Annotated in this window: 4 protein-coding genes and 1 pseudogene; all 5 read right to left on the bottom strand. The window is 59.9% G+C overall.

From position 1 onward, the window contains the following. Window positions 1-936: a condensation domain-containing protein gene (locus tag CFter6_RS02330; RefSeq protein ID WP_257722411.1), complete on the bottom strand. Its 936-nt coding sequence runs from the start codon at window positions 934-936 to the stop codon at window positions 1-3. 17 nt (window positions 937-953) lie between these two features. Next, the gene (locus CFter6_RS26665; protein ID WP_061538582.1) at window positions 954-1,682 is read right to left on the bottom strand and encodes an AMP-binding enzyme; all 729 of its coding nucleotides are present in this window, start codon (window positions 1,680-1,682) and stop codon (window positions 954-956) included. Between the two features lie 47 nt (window positions 1,683-1,729). Continuing rightward, on the bottom strand, window positions 1,730-2,278 hold the full coding sequence (locus CFter6_RS26615) for an AMP-binding protein (protein ID WP_061538581.1): 549 nt from the start codon (window positions 2,276-2,278) through the stop codon (window positions 1,730-1,732). A 35-nt stretch (window positions 2,279-2,313) separates the two neighbouring features. After that, window positions 2,314-8,790 (bottom strand): non-ribosomal peptide synthetase, encoded by a 6,477-nt coding sequence (locus CFter6_RS24800; protein WP_167351338.1) that lies wholly within the window; start codon window positions 8,788-8,790, stop codon window positions 2,314-2,316. A gap of 182 nt (window positions 8,791-8,972) precedes the next feature. Next, window positions 8,973-17,378, bottom strand: a pseudogene (locus CFter6_RS26275) (amino acid adenylation domain-containing protein); the annotation flags it as partial. Window positions 17,379-18,569 lie beyond the last annotated feature (1,191 nt).

Below are 18,569 nucleotides of genomic sequence, written 5' to 3'. Positions count from 1 at the left end.
TCAGTGCCACCCCAGCGCAGCCTGCCCGGCCAGCGCCTGCCTCAGTTGCTCCGTGCTCAACTGCGCGTGCAAATGCACCGGAAACAGGCTAGTGAACCATCCCACCGTGCGGCTCAGGTCCTGCCCCCGGCCCTCTTCGCGCCCGTGACTCTCCAAGTCGATGCGCACGCCCGCGCCACCCAGCCCACGCCGCTCACGCCACTGCTGCAACGCCAGCACCAGTGCGCCCAGCAACAAGTCGTTGACACTACCGTGTATGACCCCCGGTGCCGTGCCCAGCAGCAACGCCGTGTCCGCTGGCGCCAATTGCACCGTCAAGCTGCCCGCACTGGCGTAGGTGTCCCGGCTTGCATCCAGCGCACGCAGCCCCAGCAGCGCTTCAGGCTGTTGCAACGACTCGCCCTGGGCTTGCCAGTACTCAAGCTCTTGCTGGCGGCTCGCGCTGTGCGCCTGCTCGGCCAACTGCCTGGCCCAGCGCCCGTACGAGGTACCTTCGGTATCGCCTTGGTAGAACTGTCCGCTGCGCGCCGCTTGCCACGCAGCCTGTAGCTCGGGCAGCAAGATGCGCCAGGACACTCCGTCCACCGCAAAGTGGTGTATCACCAGCCTGAGCCGCCCTGCCTCTTGTTCCCCAGCGTCGTACCAGACCGCCTGCAGCATGCACCCGCTCCACGGATCCAGGCGCCCCAGCGCCGCTTCGTTGCCCGCTTGCAGCGCGCCAAGCCACCCCTGGCCTTGCAGTCCGCTCATGTCCACCCGTGTGAGGCTACGCGCACCTGCCTGATCATCCAACTCAACCACCTGCAGCCCCACAGCCTGCCCTTCGTGCTCGCTGCGCACCAGTCTGAGTCTGAGTGCCGGGTGGCTTTGCAACAGCGCTTGAAGCGCCACTTGCAGTTCCTGCTGAAGCAGCCCCGCTGGCGTGCGCACCAGCACCCCCTGGTGAAAGCGCCTCAGGTCGCCCCGCCGCCCAACTGCCAACGCATGATCGGCGTGAGCTCCAACATACCCTGCGGCTCCTCCTCAAGCACCTCGCCAACCTCTTGTACCGCACGCGCCACCCGCGCCAGCCCAGCCACGCTGCGATGCTCGAACACCTCGCGCGGCGTAATCACTAGTCCGGCCTTGCGCGCCAGCCCCACTACCCGAATCGAACCAATGCTGTCGCCTCCCAGCTCAAAAAAACTGTCGTTCACGCTCAGCTGTTGCTCCGGTACGTGCAACACTTGCGCATATATCTGCACCAGTGTCCTTTGCAGCGCGTTGCTCGGAGCCAGGTACTGCGCCTGGCCTTGCCACTGCGGGACCGGCAGCGCTCTTCGCTCCACCTTACCGTTGGCGTTCAGTGGCAGTCGCTCAAGTACAACAATAGCCGCAGGCACCATGTACTCAGGCAGTTGACTTGCAAGATGTTGGCGCAACTGCTCATGCAGCAACGCGTCGTGCCCTTGAGCGCCCTGCTGCTGACGCGCCACCACGTAGGCCACCAGCCGCTTCTCGCCAGGGCTGTCTTCGCGCACCATCACCAGCGCCTGCTCGATCTCCTCGTGTTGCGCCAGCACCGCCTCGATCTCACCAGGCTCGATGCGGTAGCCCCGAATCTTTACCTGATGGTCGACTCTCCCCAAATACTCCAATTGCCCGTCCTCACGCCAACGCGCCAGATCCCCGCTTCTGTACATCCGCGCTCCGGGCTGCCCGTGCATGCAGGCCACAAAGCGCTCAGCCGTCAGCCCGGGCCGCCCAGATAACCTCGCGCCAGCCCAGCTCCAGCGATGTACAACTCCCCAGCCACCCCCACAGGCGCCAGCCTGAGCTGCGTGTCCAGTACGTACAGCTGTGTGTTCGCTATCGGGCGACCAATTGGCAAACTAGGTGCCCCCACCTCTCGTGGCCCAAGCTCGCGCGTGGTGTATACACAGCAGCCCACCACCGTCTCGGTAGGCCCGTATTCGTTGACCACCAGCGTTTGCGGAAAGTGCTCCAGCCAGCGCCGTGTCTGCGACACCGTGAGCGCTTCGCCTCCTACGACGCTCACCCCCACCGTGGCACCAACAGCTTGTCCCTGCAGTTCCTGCGACACCAGATCTATATGCGCCGGCGTGATCTTGAGCAGCCCAACGTGCCGCTTCTCACGCAGGTACTCCACTAGAGCACTCGCATCCGTGCCTTCTTGCAACACCACACTTTGCCCCACCGTCAACGGCACCAGCAGCGCCGTGAGCGTCGCATCAAAGACCAGCGGCAGGTGCACGTACGCGCCGTCTTGCCCCTGCATTGGGTAGGCCGTACGAGCCCATTGCACGTAGTTGCTCAGCCCCCGTGCGTCACCGCCACCCCCTTGGGTTTGCCCGTGGAGCCCGAGGTGTAGATCACGTAGGCCAGATCCTGCAGCCCGACGCCCAAACGCGGATCCCACTGCAACGCATCAGCGCCAGCCTGCGCACCAGCTTCCAACTGCAGCGTCCCCACCCCTTGTGCCCTCAGTCCCACCACTTCCTGAACCTGGCGCGTGAGCACAAGCACCGGATTTGCCTGCCCCAATATATGCGCCAACCTCTCGGACGGCGCATCCGGATCCAAGGGCAGATATGCCCCGCCAGCCTTGAGCACTCCCAGTATCGCAACAACCATTTCCAGCGAACGATCCATGCAGATACCGACAACCCCGTCTCGCCCCACCCCGCGCGATATCAGCACATGTGCCAGCCGGTTGGCACGCGCGTTCAGTGCCCCGTAGCTCAACTCCTGTTCCCCGCACACCAGCGCCACCGCCTGCGGCGTCGCTTCCACCTGTGCCTCGAACAGCTCCACCAGGGTCTGCTCTTGCACCTCCCGCGCCGTGTCGTTCCATTGCACCAGTATCTGATCACGCTCAGCCTCAGCGAGCAGCTCGATGCCCCCGATTGGCTGCTGCAAATCGCTCACCATCGCGCGCAAGATGCGCTCCAATTGCCCAGCCATGCGCGCTATCGTCCCCTCCTCGAACAGGTCCGTGGCGTACTCAATCTCGGTGTGCAACTGGCCAGCGCTTTCACTGACGTACCAACTCAGATCAAACTTGGCGCTCGTACCCGCCATAGCCATCGGCTCCAGCCTAAGCCCAGCCAACTCCAGCACGCCGGTCGGCGCGTTCTGCAGCACCAGCATCACCTGGAACAGTGGACTTTGGCTAAGGCTGCGCTCCGGATTGAGCGCATCCACCACTTGTTCGAACGGCACCTCCTGGTGCGCATATGCCTCCAGCGTGGTCTCCCTCACCTGAGCCAGCAACTGCGCAACGCTGGCCTTCTCGTCAATGCGCGTGCGCAGCACCAGCGTGTTCACAAAGAAGCCGATCAGCCCTTCGACGCCCGCATGAGTGCGGTTGGCCACTGGCGTGCCCACGCAAATGTCATCCTGTGCACTTAAGCGCCCCAGCAGTACATTGAAGGCCGTCGTCAGAGTCATGAACAGTGTGGCCCGCTCTCGTCGAGCCAGCGCGTTCAGCCCCGCCGTCGTCTGTGCATCGATGCTCAGTCGGTAGCTGGCGCCTTCGCCACTAGCTTGCGCCGGACGCTGGCGATCCATGGGCAGCTCCAGGTTCGCCGGCGAGTCCGCCAACTGCTCGCGCCAATACCCCAACTGCCTTTGCAGCACGTCGCCTTGTAGCCAACCGCGCTGCCACATCGCGTAGTCCGCGTACTGCACCGACAGCGGCGCCAACTCACCATCTCCACCGCCGACAGCCTGCGCATACAGCGCCCCCAATTCCCTCACCAACACTCCCATTGACCAGCCATCGCTCACAATATGGTGCAGCGTGAGCAGCCCCACGTATTCCTGTGCTCCCAGCTTGACCAGACGTACCCTCAGCAGCGGGCCTCGCGCCAAATCAAACGGCATCCGGGCCTCGTCCTGCGCTAGCCATTGTGCCTTCGCCTGCCCCTCGCCCACAGGCAGCTCACTCAAGTCCTCCAACTGCACCGGCACCTCCAGCCAAGGCTGGATCACTTGGCGCGCCACTCCCTCATGCTGTTCGATGCGGCTGCGCAGCACCTCGTGGCGTTGCACCAACTGCTGCACCGCATGAACCAGAGCTGCCTCGTCCAGGCACCCTTGCAAGCGCATCGCCACCGGCATGTTGTATTGCGCCTGCTGCGCCCCCAACTGGTCAAGAAACCACAGCCGCTCCTGCGCAAACGACAGCGCAAAGCTCTGCTCAAGCCCTTGCCCAAGCTGCTCACGCGGCTGCGCCTTCAGCGGCGGGGGCCCCTCACCCTGGTCATGACTCTGGCTCACCTGCTGCGCCAGCTCACGCACCGTGGGCGCCTCGAATACGCTGCGCACCGCCAACTCCACCCCCAGCATCTCCCTGAGCCGTGAAACCAGCCTTGTGGCCAGCAGCGAATGCCCCCCCAACTCAAAGAAATTATCCTCAATGCCGATCACCTGCTGCGCCGGCATATCAAGCACCTGCACAAAAGCGCTCAGCACAATCTCCTCCAGTGGACTGCGCGCAGCCACGTGCTCGAGCGCACCTTGCCACTGCGGCGCCGGCAGCGTTCGCCGATCCACCTTGCCGTTGGCGTTCAGTGGCAACCGCTCAAGCATCACTATCGCCGCCGGCACCATGTACTCTGGCAGTTGCGTTGCCAACCCCGCTCGCAATTGCTGCGGGGTCAGTTCACCCGTCTCCTGAGCATCTGGACGTGCCACTACGTAGGCCACCAGGCGCTTGTCGCCAGCAATGTCTTCACGCGCCACCACCACCGCCTGCGCCACGCCATCGTGCTGCGCCAGCACCGCCTCGATCTCTCCAGACTCAATACGGTGGCCGCGGATCTTCACCTGCTGATCAACCCGCCCCAGGTACTCCAGTTGTCCGTCCTCGCGCCAGCGCGCCAAATCTCCCGTGCGGTACATCCGCGTGCCGGGCTGCCCATGCGCGCAGGCCACAAAACGCTCGGCCGTTAGCCCGGGCCGTCTCAGGTAGCCTCGCGCCAATCCCGCCCCAGCAATGTACAGCTCCCCTGCCACACCAATGGGCACTGCGGACAAGCTCGCATCCAGCACGTACACCTGCGTGTTCCAGATCGGCCGCCCAATTGGAACCAAATCAGCATCGCACTCGGCCCACAAACTGTCGCCGCTGGCTTCGGAGGAGCCGTAGAAATTCAGCAATCGCGCAGATGGCAGCAGTTGCTTGAACGCCGCCGCTTGTTGCCTTGAAACCGCTTCTCCGCTGGTGATCCAAAGACTGCAACTGCTCAGGTCGCTTTCGACTGCTTGCCCCATCAGGGCGTCAAGCAGACTGGGCACAAGGGTCACCGCTTGGAGGCGGTGCTCCTGGATCAAGCGTGCCAGCTCAATGGCACTGCGCGTGGTCGCCGAATCGGCGAGCAGTACTGTACGGCCCTGCAAAAGTGGCCCAAATAACTCGGTGGTGCCATCAATGAAGCTCAACGAACTCTTGGTTAACACCGGCACTTGCGCCGCATGGGCGTGAACAGCATCGAACCACTTCAATCGGTTAACGATAGCGTGGTGCGGCCCCACCACCCCCTTGGGTTTGCCCGTTGAGCCCGAGGTGTAGATCACGTAGGCCGGACTGTGTGGACCCAGCGGGCGCACCCGCTCATGCTCGGCGGGGTCGCTTTGCGCGGCCTCCTGCATCTGCACCTGCAGCACCTCATCCTCCCACAACAGCATCGACACGGCGTCTCGCCCAGCGCCACTGAGCTCTGCTACCAATGCCCCTCGTGTGATCAGGCACAGCGGCTGCGCGTCCTCCAGCATCGCGCTCAGACGCTGCGCCGGGTACGCCGGGTCCAGCGGCAAGTACGCCGCCCCAGCCTTCAGTATGCCCAGCAGGCTCACCACCATCTCCACGCTGCGCTCCAGGCACAACCCCACAATGTCCTCTGGCCCCACCCCGCGCGCTATCAGCACGTGTGCCAGCCGGTTGGCACGCGCGTTCAGTTCCCCGTAGCTCAACTCCTGTTCCCCGCACACCAGCGCCACCGCCTGCGGCGTCGCTTCCACCTGTGCCTCGAACAGCTCCACCAGGGTCTGCTCTTGCACCTCCCGCGCCGTGTCGTTCCACTGCACCAGTATCTGATCGCGTTCAGCCTCATCGAGCAGCTCGATACCCCCGATTGGCTGCTGCACATCGCTTACCATCGCGCACAAGATGCGCTCTAATTGCCCAGCCATGCGCGCTACCGTCGCCTCTTCGAACAACTCGGCTCGATAGCCCAGCCTCAGGCTCAGCCTGGGCCCGGGTACGACTACCAGGCTCAACGGATAGTGCACCGCGTCGTGCGTGCTGACCGCCCCGATCTTGAGCCCCGCTGCCGCTCGGCTCAACGCCTCTCGGTCCACCGGATAGTTCTCAAAGACCACTAGCGTGTCAAACAGGCTGCCCAGCCCAGCCAATGCCTGAATTTCGCTGAGCCCCAGGTGCGCGTGCGCCATCAGGCGCGACTGCCCATCCTGCACCCTGGCCAGCATCTCGCCCAGCCGCTCTTGCCCCTGCAGCCGCACGCGCAGTGGCACCGTGTTAATAAACAGTCCCAGCATGCTCTCGGCGCCCGCCAATTCCGCCGGACGCCCCGCCACCGTGACACCGAAGACCACGTCCTCGCTGCCGCTCAGGCAGCCCAGCAGGATCGCCCAGGCCCCTTGCATCAGAGTGTTAAGCGTCAACCCCTGGCTACGCGCTTGTTGCTGCAGCGCCTGGCTCAACTCAGACTTGAGCGCCCAGACGTACTCGCGCGGCGGCGCCTTGGCCAGCAGCGGCGGCGCAACCAGACTGGGCCCCTCCAGTCCGTGCAGCGCCTCTCGCCAGGCTGCCATGGCGCTCAGGCGATCTTGCCCGGCTAACCATTGCATGTAGTGCCGGTACGGTAGCGGTGCGCGCAGCGCGCCGTCATCGCCCCGGGACGCGTACAACTGCAGCAATTCTTGCAGCAGTAGTGGCATCGACCAACCATCCAACAGCATGTGATGGCAACTCAGAATCAACCGGTAGCTCTGCTGGCCCAAGCGCACCAGCGTGAAGCGCAGCAACCCCAAGGGCTGCGCATCCGCAAGATCAAAGCGCCGCGCCCGTTCAGCCTGCAGCAATTCCTGCAGCGCCTGCGCCTGGCCCAGCGGCTCTAAATCATGGCTCTGAAAGCTGCGCTGCAGTTGCTGCTCGTCGAGCGCAGCGATGACTTGCAACGCCTGGCCTTCTTGCTGCACAAAGCACGCCCTTAGCTGCCCGTGCCGACGCAATAGCGCATGTAGCGCTGCGCGCAGCACCACCTCGTCAATGGCACTGTCCAATTCCAGCACCTGCTGGATCTGGTACGCGTCCACCACCTGTTCCTGCTGCCCAGCCTGCACACGGTCATACAGCGCATGAAACAGTAGTCCCTCTTGCAGCGGTGTCAGTGGCAGCACCTCTTCTAGCGCCCCATAGCGTAGTTCGAGCTGCTCGATGTGCTGCTGGCTGATTTGCACCAACGCAAAGTCGCTGGGCGTATGCCCCCCAGCTCCGGTCTGCTGCGCGTAGCGCACGATGGCCTGCAGCGCTTGCTGCCAGCCTTGCGCCAGTTCGCGTACATCGCTCTCTTGCAGCACCCCGCTGGCCCAACTCCAATTGGCGCTCAGATGTGGACCATCCGGTCCGTCCAGCGTCAACGCGTTGATCTCCAAGACGTGCGCCAACGGCAGACTCGCATCCTGTCCCCCCAGTTCCTGACTCTCTTCGGCAAATGCCCAGTCACCGCCGCCCGCTGCGAAGCGGCCCAAGTAGTTGAAGCCAATCTGCGGCGCGCCCTGTCCCTGCAACTCCGGCCGTGCGCTCACATGGCGCAACAGCCCCCAGCCCAGCCCAAGACCAGGCACACCGCGCAATTGCTCTTTGATGGCCTTCAGTGCCACCCCCAGCGCAGCCTGCCCGGCCAGCGCCTGCCTCAGTTGCTCCGTGCTCAACTGCGCGTGCAAATGCACCGGAAACAGGCTAGTGAACCATCCCACCGTGCGGCTCAGGTCCTGCCCCCGGCCCTCTTCGCGCCCGTGACTCTCCAAGTCGATGCGCACGCCCGCGCCACCCAGCCCACGCCGCTCACGCCACTGCTGCAACGCCAGCACCAGTGCGCCCAGCAACAAGTCGTTGACACTACCGTGTATGACCCCCGGTGCCGTGCCCAGCAGCAACGCCGTGTCCGCTGGCGCCAATTGCACCGTCAAGCTGCCCGCACTGGCGTAGGTGTCCCGGCTTGCATCCAGCGCACGCAGCCCCAGCAGCGCTTCAGGCTGTTGCAACGACTCGCCCTGGGCTTGCCAGTACTCAAGCTCTTGCTGGCGGCTCGCGCTGTGCGCCTGCTCGGCCAACTGCCTGGCCCAGCGCCCGTACGAGGTACCTTCGGTATCGCCTTGGTAGAACTGTCCGCTGCGCGCCGCTTGCCACGCAGCCTGTAGCTCGGGCAGCAAGATGCGCCAGGACACTCCGTCCACCGCAAAGTGGTGTATCACCAGCCTGAGCCGCCCTGCCTCTTGTTCCCCAGCGTCGTACCAGACCGCCTGCAGCATGCACCCGCTCCACGGATCCAGGCGCCCCAGCGCCGCTTCGTTGCCCGCTTGCAGCGCGCCAAGCCACCCCTGGCCTTGCAGTCCGCTCATGTCCACCCGTGTGAGGCTACGCGCACCTGCCTGATCATCCAACTCAACCACCTGCAGCCCCACAGCCTGCCCTTCGTGCTCGCTGCGCACCAGTCTGAGTCTGAGTGCCGGGTGGCTTTGCAACAGCGCTTGAAGCGCCACTTGCAGTTCCTGCTGAAGCAGCCCCGCTGGCGTGCGCACCAGCACCCCTGGTGAAAGCGCCTCAGGTCGCCCCCGCCGCCCAACTGCCAACGCATGATCGGCGTGAGCTCCAACATACCCTGCGGCTCCTCCTCAAGCACCTCGCCAACCTCTTGTACCGCACGCGCCACCCGCGCCAGCCCAGCCACGCTGCGATGCTCGAACACCTCGCGCGGCGTAATCACTAGTCCGGCCTTGCGCGCCAGCCCCACTACCCGAATCGAACCAATGCTGTCGCCTCCCAGCTCAAAAAAACTGTCGTTCACGCTCAGCTGTTGCTCCGGTACGTGCAACACTTGCGCATATATCTGCACCAGTGTCCTTTGCAGCGCGTTGCTCGGAGCCAGGTACTGCGCCTGGCCTTGCCACTGCGGGACCGGCAGCGCTCTTCGCTCCACCTTACCGTTGGCGTTCAGTAGCAGTCGCTCAAGTACAACAATAGCCGCAGGCACCATGTACTCAGGCAGTTGACTTGCAAGATGTTGGCGCAACTGCTCATGCAGCAACGCGTCGTGCCCTTGAGCGCCCTGCTGCTGACGCGCCACCACGTAGGCCACCAGCCGCTTCTCGCCAGGGCTGTCTTCGCGCACCATCACCAGCGCCTGCTCGATCTCCTCGTGTTGCGCCAGCACCGCCTCGATCTCACCAGGCTCGATGCGGTAGCCCCGAATCTTTACCTGATGGTCGACTCTCCCCAAATACTCCAATTGCCCGTCCTCACGCCAACGCGCCAGATCCCCGCTTCTGTACATCCGCGCTCCGGGCTGCCCGTGCATGCAGGCCACAAAGCGCTCAGCCGTCAGCCCGGGCCGCCCCAGATAACCTCGCGCCAGCCCAGCTCCAGCGATGTACAACTCCCCAGCCACCCCCACAGGCGCCAGCCTGAGCTGCGTGTCCAGTACGTACAGCTGTGTGTTCGCTATCGGGCGACCAATTGGCAAACTAGGTGCCCCCACCTCTCGTGGCCCAAGCTCGCGCGTGGTGTATACACAGCAGCCCACCACCGTCTCGGTAGGCCCGTATTCGTTGACCACCAGCGTTTGCGGAAAGTGCTCCAGCCAGCGCCGTGTCTGCGACACCGTGAGCGCTTCGCCTCCTACGACGCTCACCCCCACCGTGGCACCAACAGCTTGTCCCTGCAGTTCCTGCGACACCAGATCTATATGCGCCGGCGTGATCTTGAGCAGCCCAACGTGCCGCTTCTCACGCAGGTACTCCACTAGAGCACTCGCATCCGTGCCTTCTTGCAACACCACACTTTGCCCCACCGTCAACGGCACCAGCAGCGCCGTGAGCGTCGCATCAAAGACCAGCGGCAGGTGCACGTACGCGCCGTCTTGCCCCTGCATTGGGTAGGCCGTACGAGCCCATTGCACGTAGTTGCTCAGCCCCCCGTGCGTCACCGCCACCCCCTTGGGTTTGCCCGTGGAGCCCGAGGTGTAGATCACGTAGGCCAGATCCTGCAGCCCGACGCCCAAACGCGGATCCCACTGCAACGCATCAGCGCCAGCCTGCGCACCAGCTTCCAACTGCAGCGTCCCCACCCCTTGTGCCCTCAGTCCCACCACTTCCTGAGCCTGGCGCGTGAGCACAAGCACCGGATTTGCCTGCCCCAATATATGCGCCAACCTCTCGGACGGCGCATCCGGATCCAAGGGCAGATATGCCCCGCCAGCCTTGAGCACTCCCAGTATCGCAACAACCATTTCCAGCGAACGATCCATGCAGATACCGACAACCCCGTCTCGCCCCACCCCACGCGATATCAGCACATGTGCCAGCCGGTTGGCACGCGCGTTCAGTTCCCCGTAGCTCAACTCCTGTTCCCCGCACACCAGCGCCACCGCCTGCGGCGTCGCTTCCACCTGTGCCTCGAACAGCTCCACCAGGGTCTGCTCTTGCACCTCCCGCGCCGTGTCGTTCCATTGCACCAGTATCTGATCACGCTCAGCCTCAGCGAGAAAATCAAGATCCCAGTAAGACCCGTCAACATCGGCAGCAATTGCACGCAGTGACAAAAGGTAATAGTCAGAGAAACGTTTAGCCTGACTCAAAGAAAAGCGGGTGGGGTCATAGTCGACTTTGAAAGTCAACCCCCTACCTCGACTGATTGCGTTGATCCCAAATGCGAAATTAGTCGCCTCAAACCCATCTGAATCCAAAACCTCCACAGACTTGAGATCTCGAAGATCATCGAACACATGGAAGTTGATGTAGTTAAAAATCGTCTCAAAGAGCGGTACGCGGTCGTTGTCCAACAACAACTGTGAATGCGGGTAGCGCCGATGTGGCGCAATAATTAATTCAGAGGCGAACACTGAACCCAATAGATCCACCCAGCTACCTGGCTTGAGCAACTGACGAAACGGCAGCGTATTCAGGAACAAACCAAGAACTCGCTCACCATCCTGGGCCTCTGGCCGCGCATGCGTCACAACCCCGGTCACCACGTCAGTATGGCCGCTGAGGACACCCATTACGCGCAAATGCACCGCTAGCAGCAGCGTACGCAACGGCATATTCAGTCTACGCACGACTTCGTTCAAACGGTCAACAAGCGGCTGCGGAACCGTCCAGGAAATGCCCAATTGCGACGGTGGAAGTCCATCCTCTCGATAAGGCGGCAAAACCGCCCGCTCGCACCCAGCCAAGTAATTACGCCAGAAGGCACGCTCGTCTTCCGAACGCATCGCCAGCCGTTCTTGCATAATCGTCTGTTTCAGGGAGGTCGACAACGGCTTCAGCGCCGGGAAATGATGCTCATTGCGATGCAGCTTGTCATACTCGACGAACAGTTCGGTGAGAAAAGTGGCCACGCTCCACCCGTCAAGCACAGCATGGTGACAGCTCACCGTAAATTGCAATTCGTCAACTGCCCGCCGATGAATAAATATCTTCAGCAGTGGTGGCATGGCGATGTTGATCAGCTGCTTTTTTTCCTCCAACATCCACCCGGCGATTGATCGGTTCTGCTCGTCCTCGCCGCAATCGCTAACGTCAAATTCTAGTACCGGAATCTCAGCGGTTCGAAATACCAACTGCAACGGCTCACTGTAATCCTGCAGATTGAATGCAGTACGAAGAATCGCGTGCTGCTGCACCATCGCGCCCAACACTATGCGTAGGAGATCGCCATCCCAGTCGACAACTTTAAGCCTGTAACTGAGAAAGTCGTGATAGGTTCCGCGCTCTGGGGAATATTGATGATGAAAAATCATCCCCGCCTGCAAGCGCGACAAGACGTACGCATCCTCAACAGCCGCCGGCAGTAGTCCACGGTCGACTTCACTGATAAGCACCATCGCCTCTTGCGTGGGAGCGACTTCATGCTCCGCACGGGACGCCAGCCACCCAGCAAGGCTGGCAATGGTCTGATGTTCAAAGAAGTCTTCAAGCGTGAGAACAATGCCGCTTTCCTTGGCCTTCGAGATGATCTTGATCGTTCGCATGGAGTCTCCCCCCAGCACGAAAAAATTGTCGAGTACACTAACAGCCTCTAGACCGAGCACCTCGGCCCATATCCTGGCCAGCGTGAGCTCCGTCGCCGTGCTAGGCGCCCTGAATCCGGCAGAGTCTCCGCCAGCCACTGGGTTTGGCAGCGCATTGCGATCAAGCTTCCCATTGGGTGTAAGCGGCAGCTCTTTGAGCGCTACGAATGCCGAGGGCACCATGTAATCTGGAAGGCTCTGTCTGGCGTGTTCAAGCCATTCATTAACATCCGTCGTAGTACCCAACTTGGGGACAACATAGGCGACCAGCAGCTTCCCGCCGGAATTGCCTTCACGTGACATAACAACAACGTGCGCGATGCCAGGGTGTGCGGCGAGAGCTGATTCAACCTCGCCTGGCTCAATGCGAAAGCCTCTGATCTTCAACTGCTGATCCGCCCGGCCGAGGTATTCCAACTCCCCGTTTGCGCACCAACGAGCCAAATCTCCAGTTCGATACATGCGAGTCCCCGGATCTCCGTAAGGATCGGCGATAAATCGCTCGGCCGTCAGCCCTGGTCGGTTCAGGTATCCTCGAGCCAAACCAGCGCCGACTACGTACATCTCGCCCACGATCCCCGCGGGAACCGGCTGGCAACTTGCATCCAAAACGTAAATCCCCAAGTCTGGAAGTGGCAATCCGATCGACGCCGTTGCGGCACCATTCGCCACAAGTGAGTGATAGGTTACGTGTACCGTCGTTTCGGTGATCCCGTACATGTTCACCAACTGCGGTTTGTTGTCACCGTGAGCCAGAAACCATGGGCCAAGTGCTGCAAAGTTAAGCGCTTCACCACCGAATATCACGAGACGCAGCGCCAGTTTGACAGGCATCGGCAGGTGCACGTCAAGCTCCACAAGTTGCTGAAAGGCGGAAGGCGTCTGATTCAGAATGGTGACTTTCTCCTGCACCAATAACGCGTGGAATCGCTCAGGCGCCCTGGACACACCGTACGGCACGACAACCAGCTTGCCACCATATAACAACGCACCCCAAATCTCCCAGACCGAGAAATCGAACGCGTAGGAATGGAACATCGTCCAAACGTCGTTTTCGTCGAATTGAAACCATTGCTGCGTCGATTCAAAGAGGCGCAAAACGTTCTGGTGTGCCAGCAGCGCCCCCTTCGAACGCCCCGTTGAGCCAGAAGTGTAGATTGCGTAGGCTAAGTCTTGCGGACCGTTGATCGACTCCGGATTGTTGTCCGGATACGTGTCTAGTTCGCCATTCTGGACATCAAGATAAATTATCCGCGACGCCGTTTCCGGCAGCCGCCCAGCCAAATGACTCTGGCTCAACACCAACACCGGAGCCGCATCTTGGAGCATATACGCTAGACGTTCTCGAGGATAATCCGGATCAAGCGGCACGTATGCCCCGCCAGCCTTCAAAATTGCAAGCAGTCCAACAACCATATCTAGCGAGCGTTCGACGCAAAGGCCAACCAGAATGTCTGCGGACACACCTTGCGCTCGCAAATAGTGGGCCAGCCGGTTGGCGCGGCGGTTGAGTTGCTCATAACTCAGCTGGTTGCCTTCAAATACCAGCGCTGTGCGGTGTGCGAAACGCGCGACGCAATCCTCAAACCGCAGCGCTATTGTTGGCCGTTTAGGCCACGTGCGCGCCGGTCGCCAATGCGCAAGCAAGTTCCGCCGTTCCGTTTCGTCCAACAATTCGACACACCCCAGCGGTTGCTGCATGTCACTTAGCATCGCTTGTACTACGCGCAGGTACTGCTTCGCCATGCGCGCTATCGTCACGTCATCGAACAGGGCAGTGGCGTATTCGAACACGCCATTGAGCGCCCCCTCAGACTCGGAAAATGTCAAAGTAAGGTCGAACTTAGAGGAAGTTCCCTCTATGAGTTCCTGTTGCACACTCAGCATGGGCAGTTCAAGAACTTCGCTCGGCGTGTTTTGCAAAACGAGAACAACCTGCACCAGCGGATGATGACTCAGTCGGCGCTCTAGGCCCAACGCCTCAACGACCTGCTCGAACGGTATGTCTTGGTGAGCGTAGGCGTTCAAGGACACTGAACGCACCTGTTCAAGTAGAGATGCCAAGCTGGCTTCGGGATTGACCCTTGATCGCAACACGATCGTATTAACGAAGAGCCCAATCAGGCCTTCGATTTCACGATGCCCGCGGTTTGCAATGGGAGTGCCCAGACAAATGTCGTTCTGCCCGCTAATCCGAGCCAGAAGTACGTTGAAGGCGGTAGCCAAAATCATAAAAAGAGATGCCCTCGCACCGCTCCCCAGCTCACGTAACTCTTGGGTAACCGCAGCCGAAATGGTGAACGAGTGGTTTGCCCCCCGATGGTCTTGCACAGTCGGTCGTGGCCTGTCAGTCGGCAGTTCCAGTACTGCTGGTGTACCTCGAAGCAAGTCAACCCAGCTAGCTAGTCGCTGCCGCCAGACACCACCGGCAAGCGTGGCATGCTGCCAGGCCGCATAGTCCCCGTATTGGATGGAAAGCTCAGGCAGGTTCGGGCTCTGGCCTGCAGCGAACGCGCGATATAGAAGTCCAATTTCCCGAATAAGCAGGCCCATCGACCAACCGTCAGAAACGATATGATGCATCGTCAGCAGAACGACCTGATCGACTTCTGACAAACACACAACCCTCACCCGAAGCAGGGGGCCGGCAGCTAAATCGAACGTATGTCGCGTCTCCTCTTGCATAAAGCGACGCAGCTGCAATTCTGCTGTATGTGACTCAAGCACATTAAGATCTTCGAACTGTGGCGCAATGTGCAAACTCGGCGCGACTATTTGCATCGGCACGCCCTTTTCGAGGACAAAATTCGTACGCAGCGATTCGTGGCGTCGGACTACTTCGTTGAGCGCTTGTTCGAACAAAGCCACATCGAGACCGCCCTGGATACGCAACGAGCCCGAGATGGAATACAGGCCGCTACGCGGCTCTAGCTGCTCCAGGAACCAGATGCCTCGTTGAGCGAACGAAAGCGGCACAGGTCCATCGCCTACGCGACGTGAAATGCACTGTCCCGACACCACCGTGCCCTGCTGCATTGCTTCATCGATTCGACTAGCGAGACTGCGGATTGTGGGGGCCTCGAAGAGCTCCTCTAATCGCATCTCGACCTGAAACGCATCCTTGACCTTGGAGATGACCTGCGAACCAGACAGCGACTGTCCACCCATCGAGAAGAAATTACTTGAAACTGGTATGCATTCTAAGCCGAGTAGTTCGGTCCAGATGCGCGACAGCACACGCTCGGTAGGTGTAAGACCTGAGTCCTCACCCTGTCCTACCGAGGCCGCAATGGACGTCGCAATCACCTCACTAATGCGCCAAGACCAGATGGCCGAAAACGCGTCGGCCAAGAATAGATCCCTGCAACGACTACGTTGAATCTTTCCACTAGACGTGCGGGGAAGGTGGCCCGCTTTGACCAAAACAATGGCATCGAGCTCAAGAGTATCAAGCTGTTCCAATAAAACGGCCCGCAAACGCACAGCGAGCTGCTCCGTGTCGGGCTTCGACCTGCCATCAATTTCCTGAACTATGACCAATCTCTCCCGACCATCGCGATCCACCGAAAAAGCTGCCGCACCGTCATTGCGGAAGGCTGGGTCCAATCGCCCTACAAGCGACTCAACGTCATGTGCATACACGTTGCGACCATTGACAATCATCAAGTCCTTGATGCGATCCACGACGTGCAATTTCTCACCCAGAATGAAACCAAGGTCTCCTGAGCGCAAGTATTCTGGGGCTCCACCGCAAACACTGGCGTGGAACGTACGGCTGGTCTCGTCCGGTCGATTCCAGTATCCACGTGCGATAGATGCGCCACGAATCCAGATTTCGCCCACTCTCCCATCAGGCTGAAAGGTACCGGTCTGCGGATCGACAATTACAGTATGCTGCCCTGCGCGACCCGTCGAAATCACCGCTACAGCCTTGTCGGCGTCTCGTGCGCACTCCTCCACGATACCACGCGAAAGCGCGGTGCGATCCAGCGACAAAGCAACAGGCTCTATACCGTCACTCGCCGAAACTAGCAGTGTTCCTTCGGCCAAACCATAAACGGGACGTACGACTCCTTGCCGCAGACCGCACCCGCGAAACGCTGCATAAAAGCGTTCCAGGGTCTCCGGCCGCACGACTTCGGCCCCATTCAGCGCGAACTCTAAAGAACTCAGGTCCAGTTCGAGCTTTTGCCTATCGGTAACTCTACTCGCGCATAACTCGTACGCGAAGTTTGGCGCTGCGGTGAGGCGCGCTTTGTATTTCGAGAGAGCCAGAAGCCAACGATGCGGCCGAAGCATAAACGCCGAGGGCGGCATGATGACACAATGAGCCCCGGCAAGCACCGGAAACAGTATCTTCCCGACCAAGCCCATGTCATGATGCGGTGGCAACCACGACACCACCGTATCTTTCTGCGAAATGGGAAAACAGGCATGAATTAGGTGTACGTTGGCAATTATATTGGCGTGGCTAACCATAACGCCTTTGGGTATACTAGTTGACCCGGACGTGTACTGCAAAAAGGCAATGTCATCGGGATCTAGGTCTCTCGCGGCCCAATTTTCCTCTGCCTCATTGAGCTGATCGGCGGCTATCCAAGTCAGCCTGGACAGTTCGATTTTGAATTCGTTGTTAGTTGCAGTCGATTTGTCATCCAACTGTTGCCAACCCAATACCTCTGTCGCGATGGCGGCTGTCGCGAGCGCCACCTGGGCGCCGGCATCGCGCGCAATCAATCCGAGCCGCGAAAGAGAGCTTGAATTTGTTGGGACCAGTGCAGGGACGGCGATGGCACCTGCATAGAGGCAACCGAAGAAAGCACTGATATAGTCTAGGCCGGCCGGGAAGACCACCAATACTCGGTCTCCTTTGTTGATAAGTGGAAGCAGGTGCGCAGCTATGCGCCGCGCACGACGATCCAATTGACTGAATGTGAGTTCCTCTTCTATCTGCTCACCACTACGCAAGTTTGTAAATGCCAAACGCTCAGCGCTATCAGCGGCAGTTTGAGATCGCGCACGCAAGATATCTACGAGGTTCAGGGATTTATGGTCTTTCATTGAGTGAGCACTTTCTTCTTTCTGCATTAGTGAAGTACTGTCGTAAACACTTGCGTCATTGGCTTGCTGATCAAGATGCGAGGCAGTAGAACCCGTCGCCTACGGACCTGGCCTGTCCATTCGTGCACTCTACTTGCCCCTCTGCAAAGAACACGGCGATTCAAAGTCGCATTTATGAACCGCACGCTCAAAAATAACTCGAAGCCTTGTGTCACTTTGGTGAGCCAGTTGACAGCACGATGATCCTGCTCGATTAAGCTGTTCCTGCATTTGGACTGGGCCACTAAGATATCAGCGCGGGAATCAGCTTTGATGCTTTCGATTACGGATATATTGGTTACGGTATAGATGTCTACAGTGTCGTCCGCATGGCCGACTGCACGAGACCACTTTTTCAATCGACCACAGGCCCTGACAAAGGTCTCGTCTAAACTCCAACTTCGACCCACTGGGTACTTGCGACGATGCAACACCGCTCCCAGAGCTGCCAACACTTTGATCAGCGACGGATGAATAGTGACCTGATCAAAAAAATCACCGTGTCGCCGTAGCATCTCCTCGATTTGGCTAAAGCTCGTTGGGTAGGCTAAGTGCCAGTACACAACGACCAATATCAACTCCAATGGATTGTGCAGCCGCATTAGATCCTTGTGCAGAGTGTTGCATATAGGACTTTGGCGAAAGTCAAACATGGCATGAGTTGTTGTTAAGGCTTACCAAGACGGAACTTAGCCTGGTACACATTGGAAAAGTCCCGCAGGCACATTGCAAATGTAACGAATTCGGTCATTGCAAACCATCCGCACGTATTTGTACGTGTCATCAGTACAAATACGTACCATCGAGGCGACCTGCATCATCAGTGCCTGATCAGCAGCTCACTTCACAAGACGCTCAGGTGCACACGGGCAGCATTCAGCATCTCTCCGGAAAATTGGAATAAGTTGAAGCCATAAAGTCGGTGGAGGTCGTTTTCTACTTGCGACGCCTACGAAGACCTAGTCAGAATATTTCACTAGTCCACCAGAGAATGGCGTCGAAATTGACGCGCTTAATATTGTTGACCGCAGACTGAATTTGCCATGCTGTTTTGGGAAAGAGAATGGTTCATGGACGCCCCTACCACCGTTGATTTATAGTGTGCCGGGGATAGCACTGAAGAGCGCTATGGAGCCAATGCACGTGCCGTGC

It is taken from the genome of Collimonas fungivorans (assembly GCF_001584145.1).
Taxonomy (GTDB): domain Bacteria; phylum Pseudomonadota; class Gammaproteobacteria; order Burkholderiales; family Burkholderiaceae_D; genus Collimonas; species Collimonas fungivorans.
This window is presented reverse-complemented; position numbering and strand designations above follow the sequence as displayed.

Bases quoted from the DNA above. Each gene is read 5' to 3' on its own strand.
- CFter6_RS26615 (WP_061538581.1), bottom strand. From the start codon at position 2,278: ATGCAGGGGCAAGACGGCGCGTACGTGCACCTGCCGCTGGTCTTTGAT.
- CFter6_RS26665 (WP_061538582.1), bottom strand. From the start codon at position 1,682: ATGTACAGAAGCGGGGATCTGGCGCGTTGGCGTGAGGACGGGCAATTG.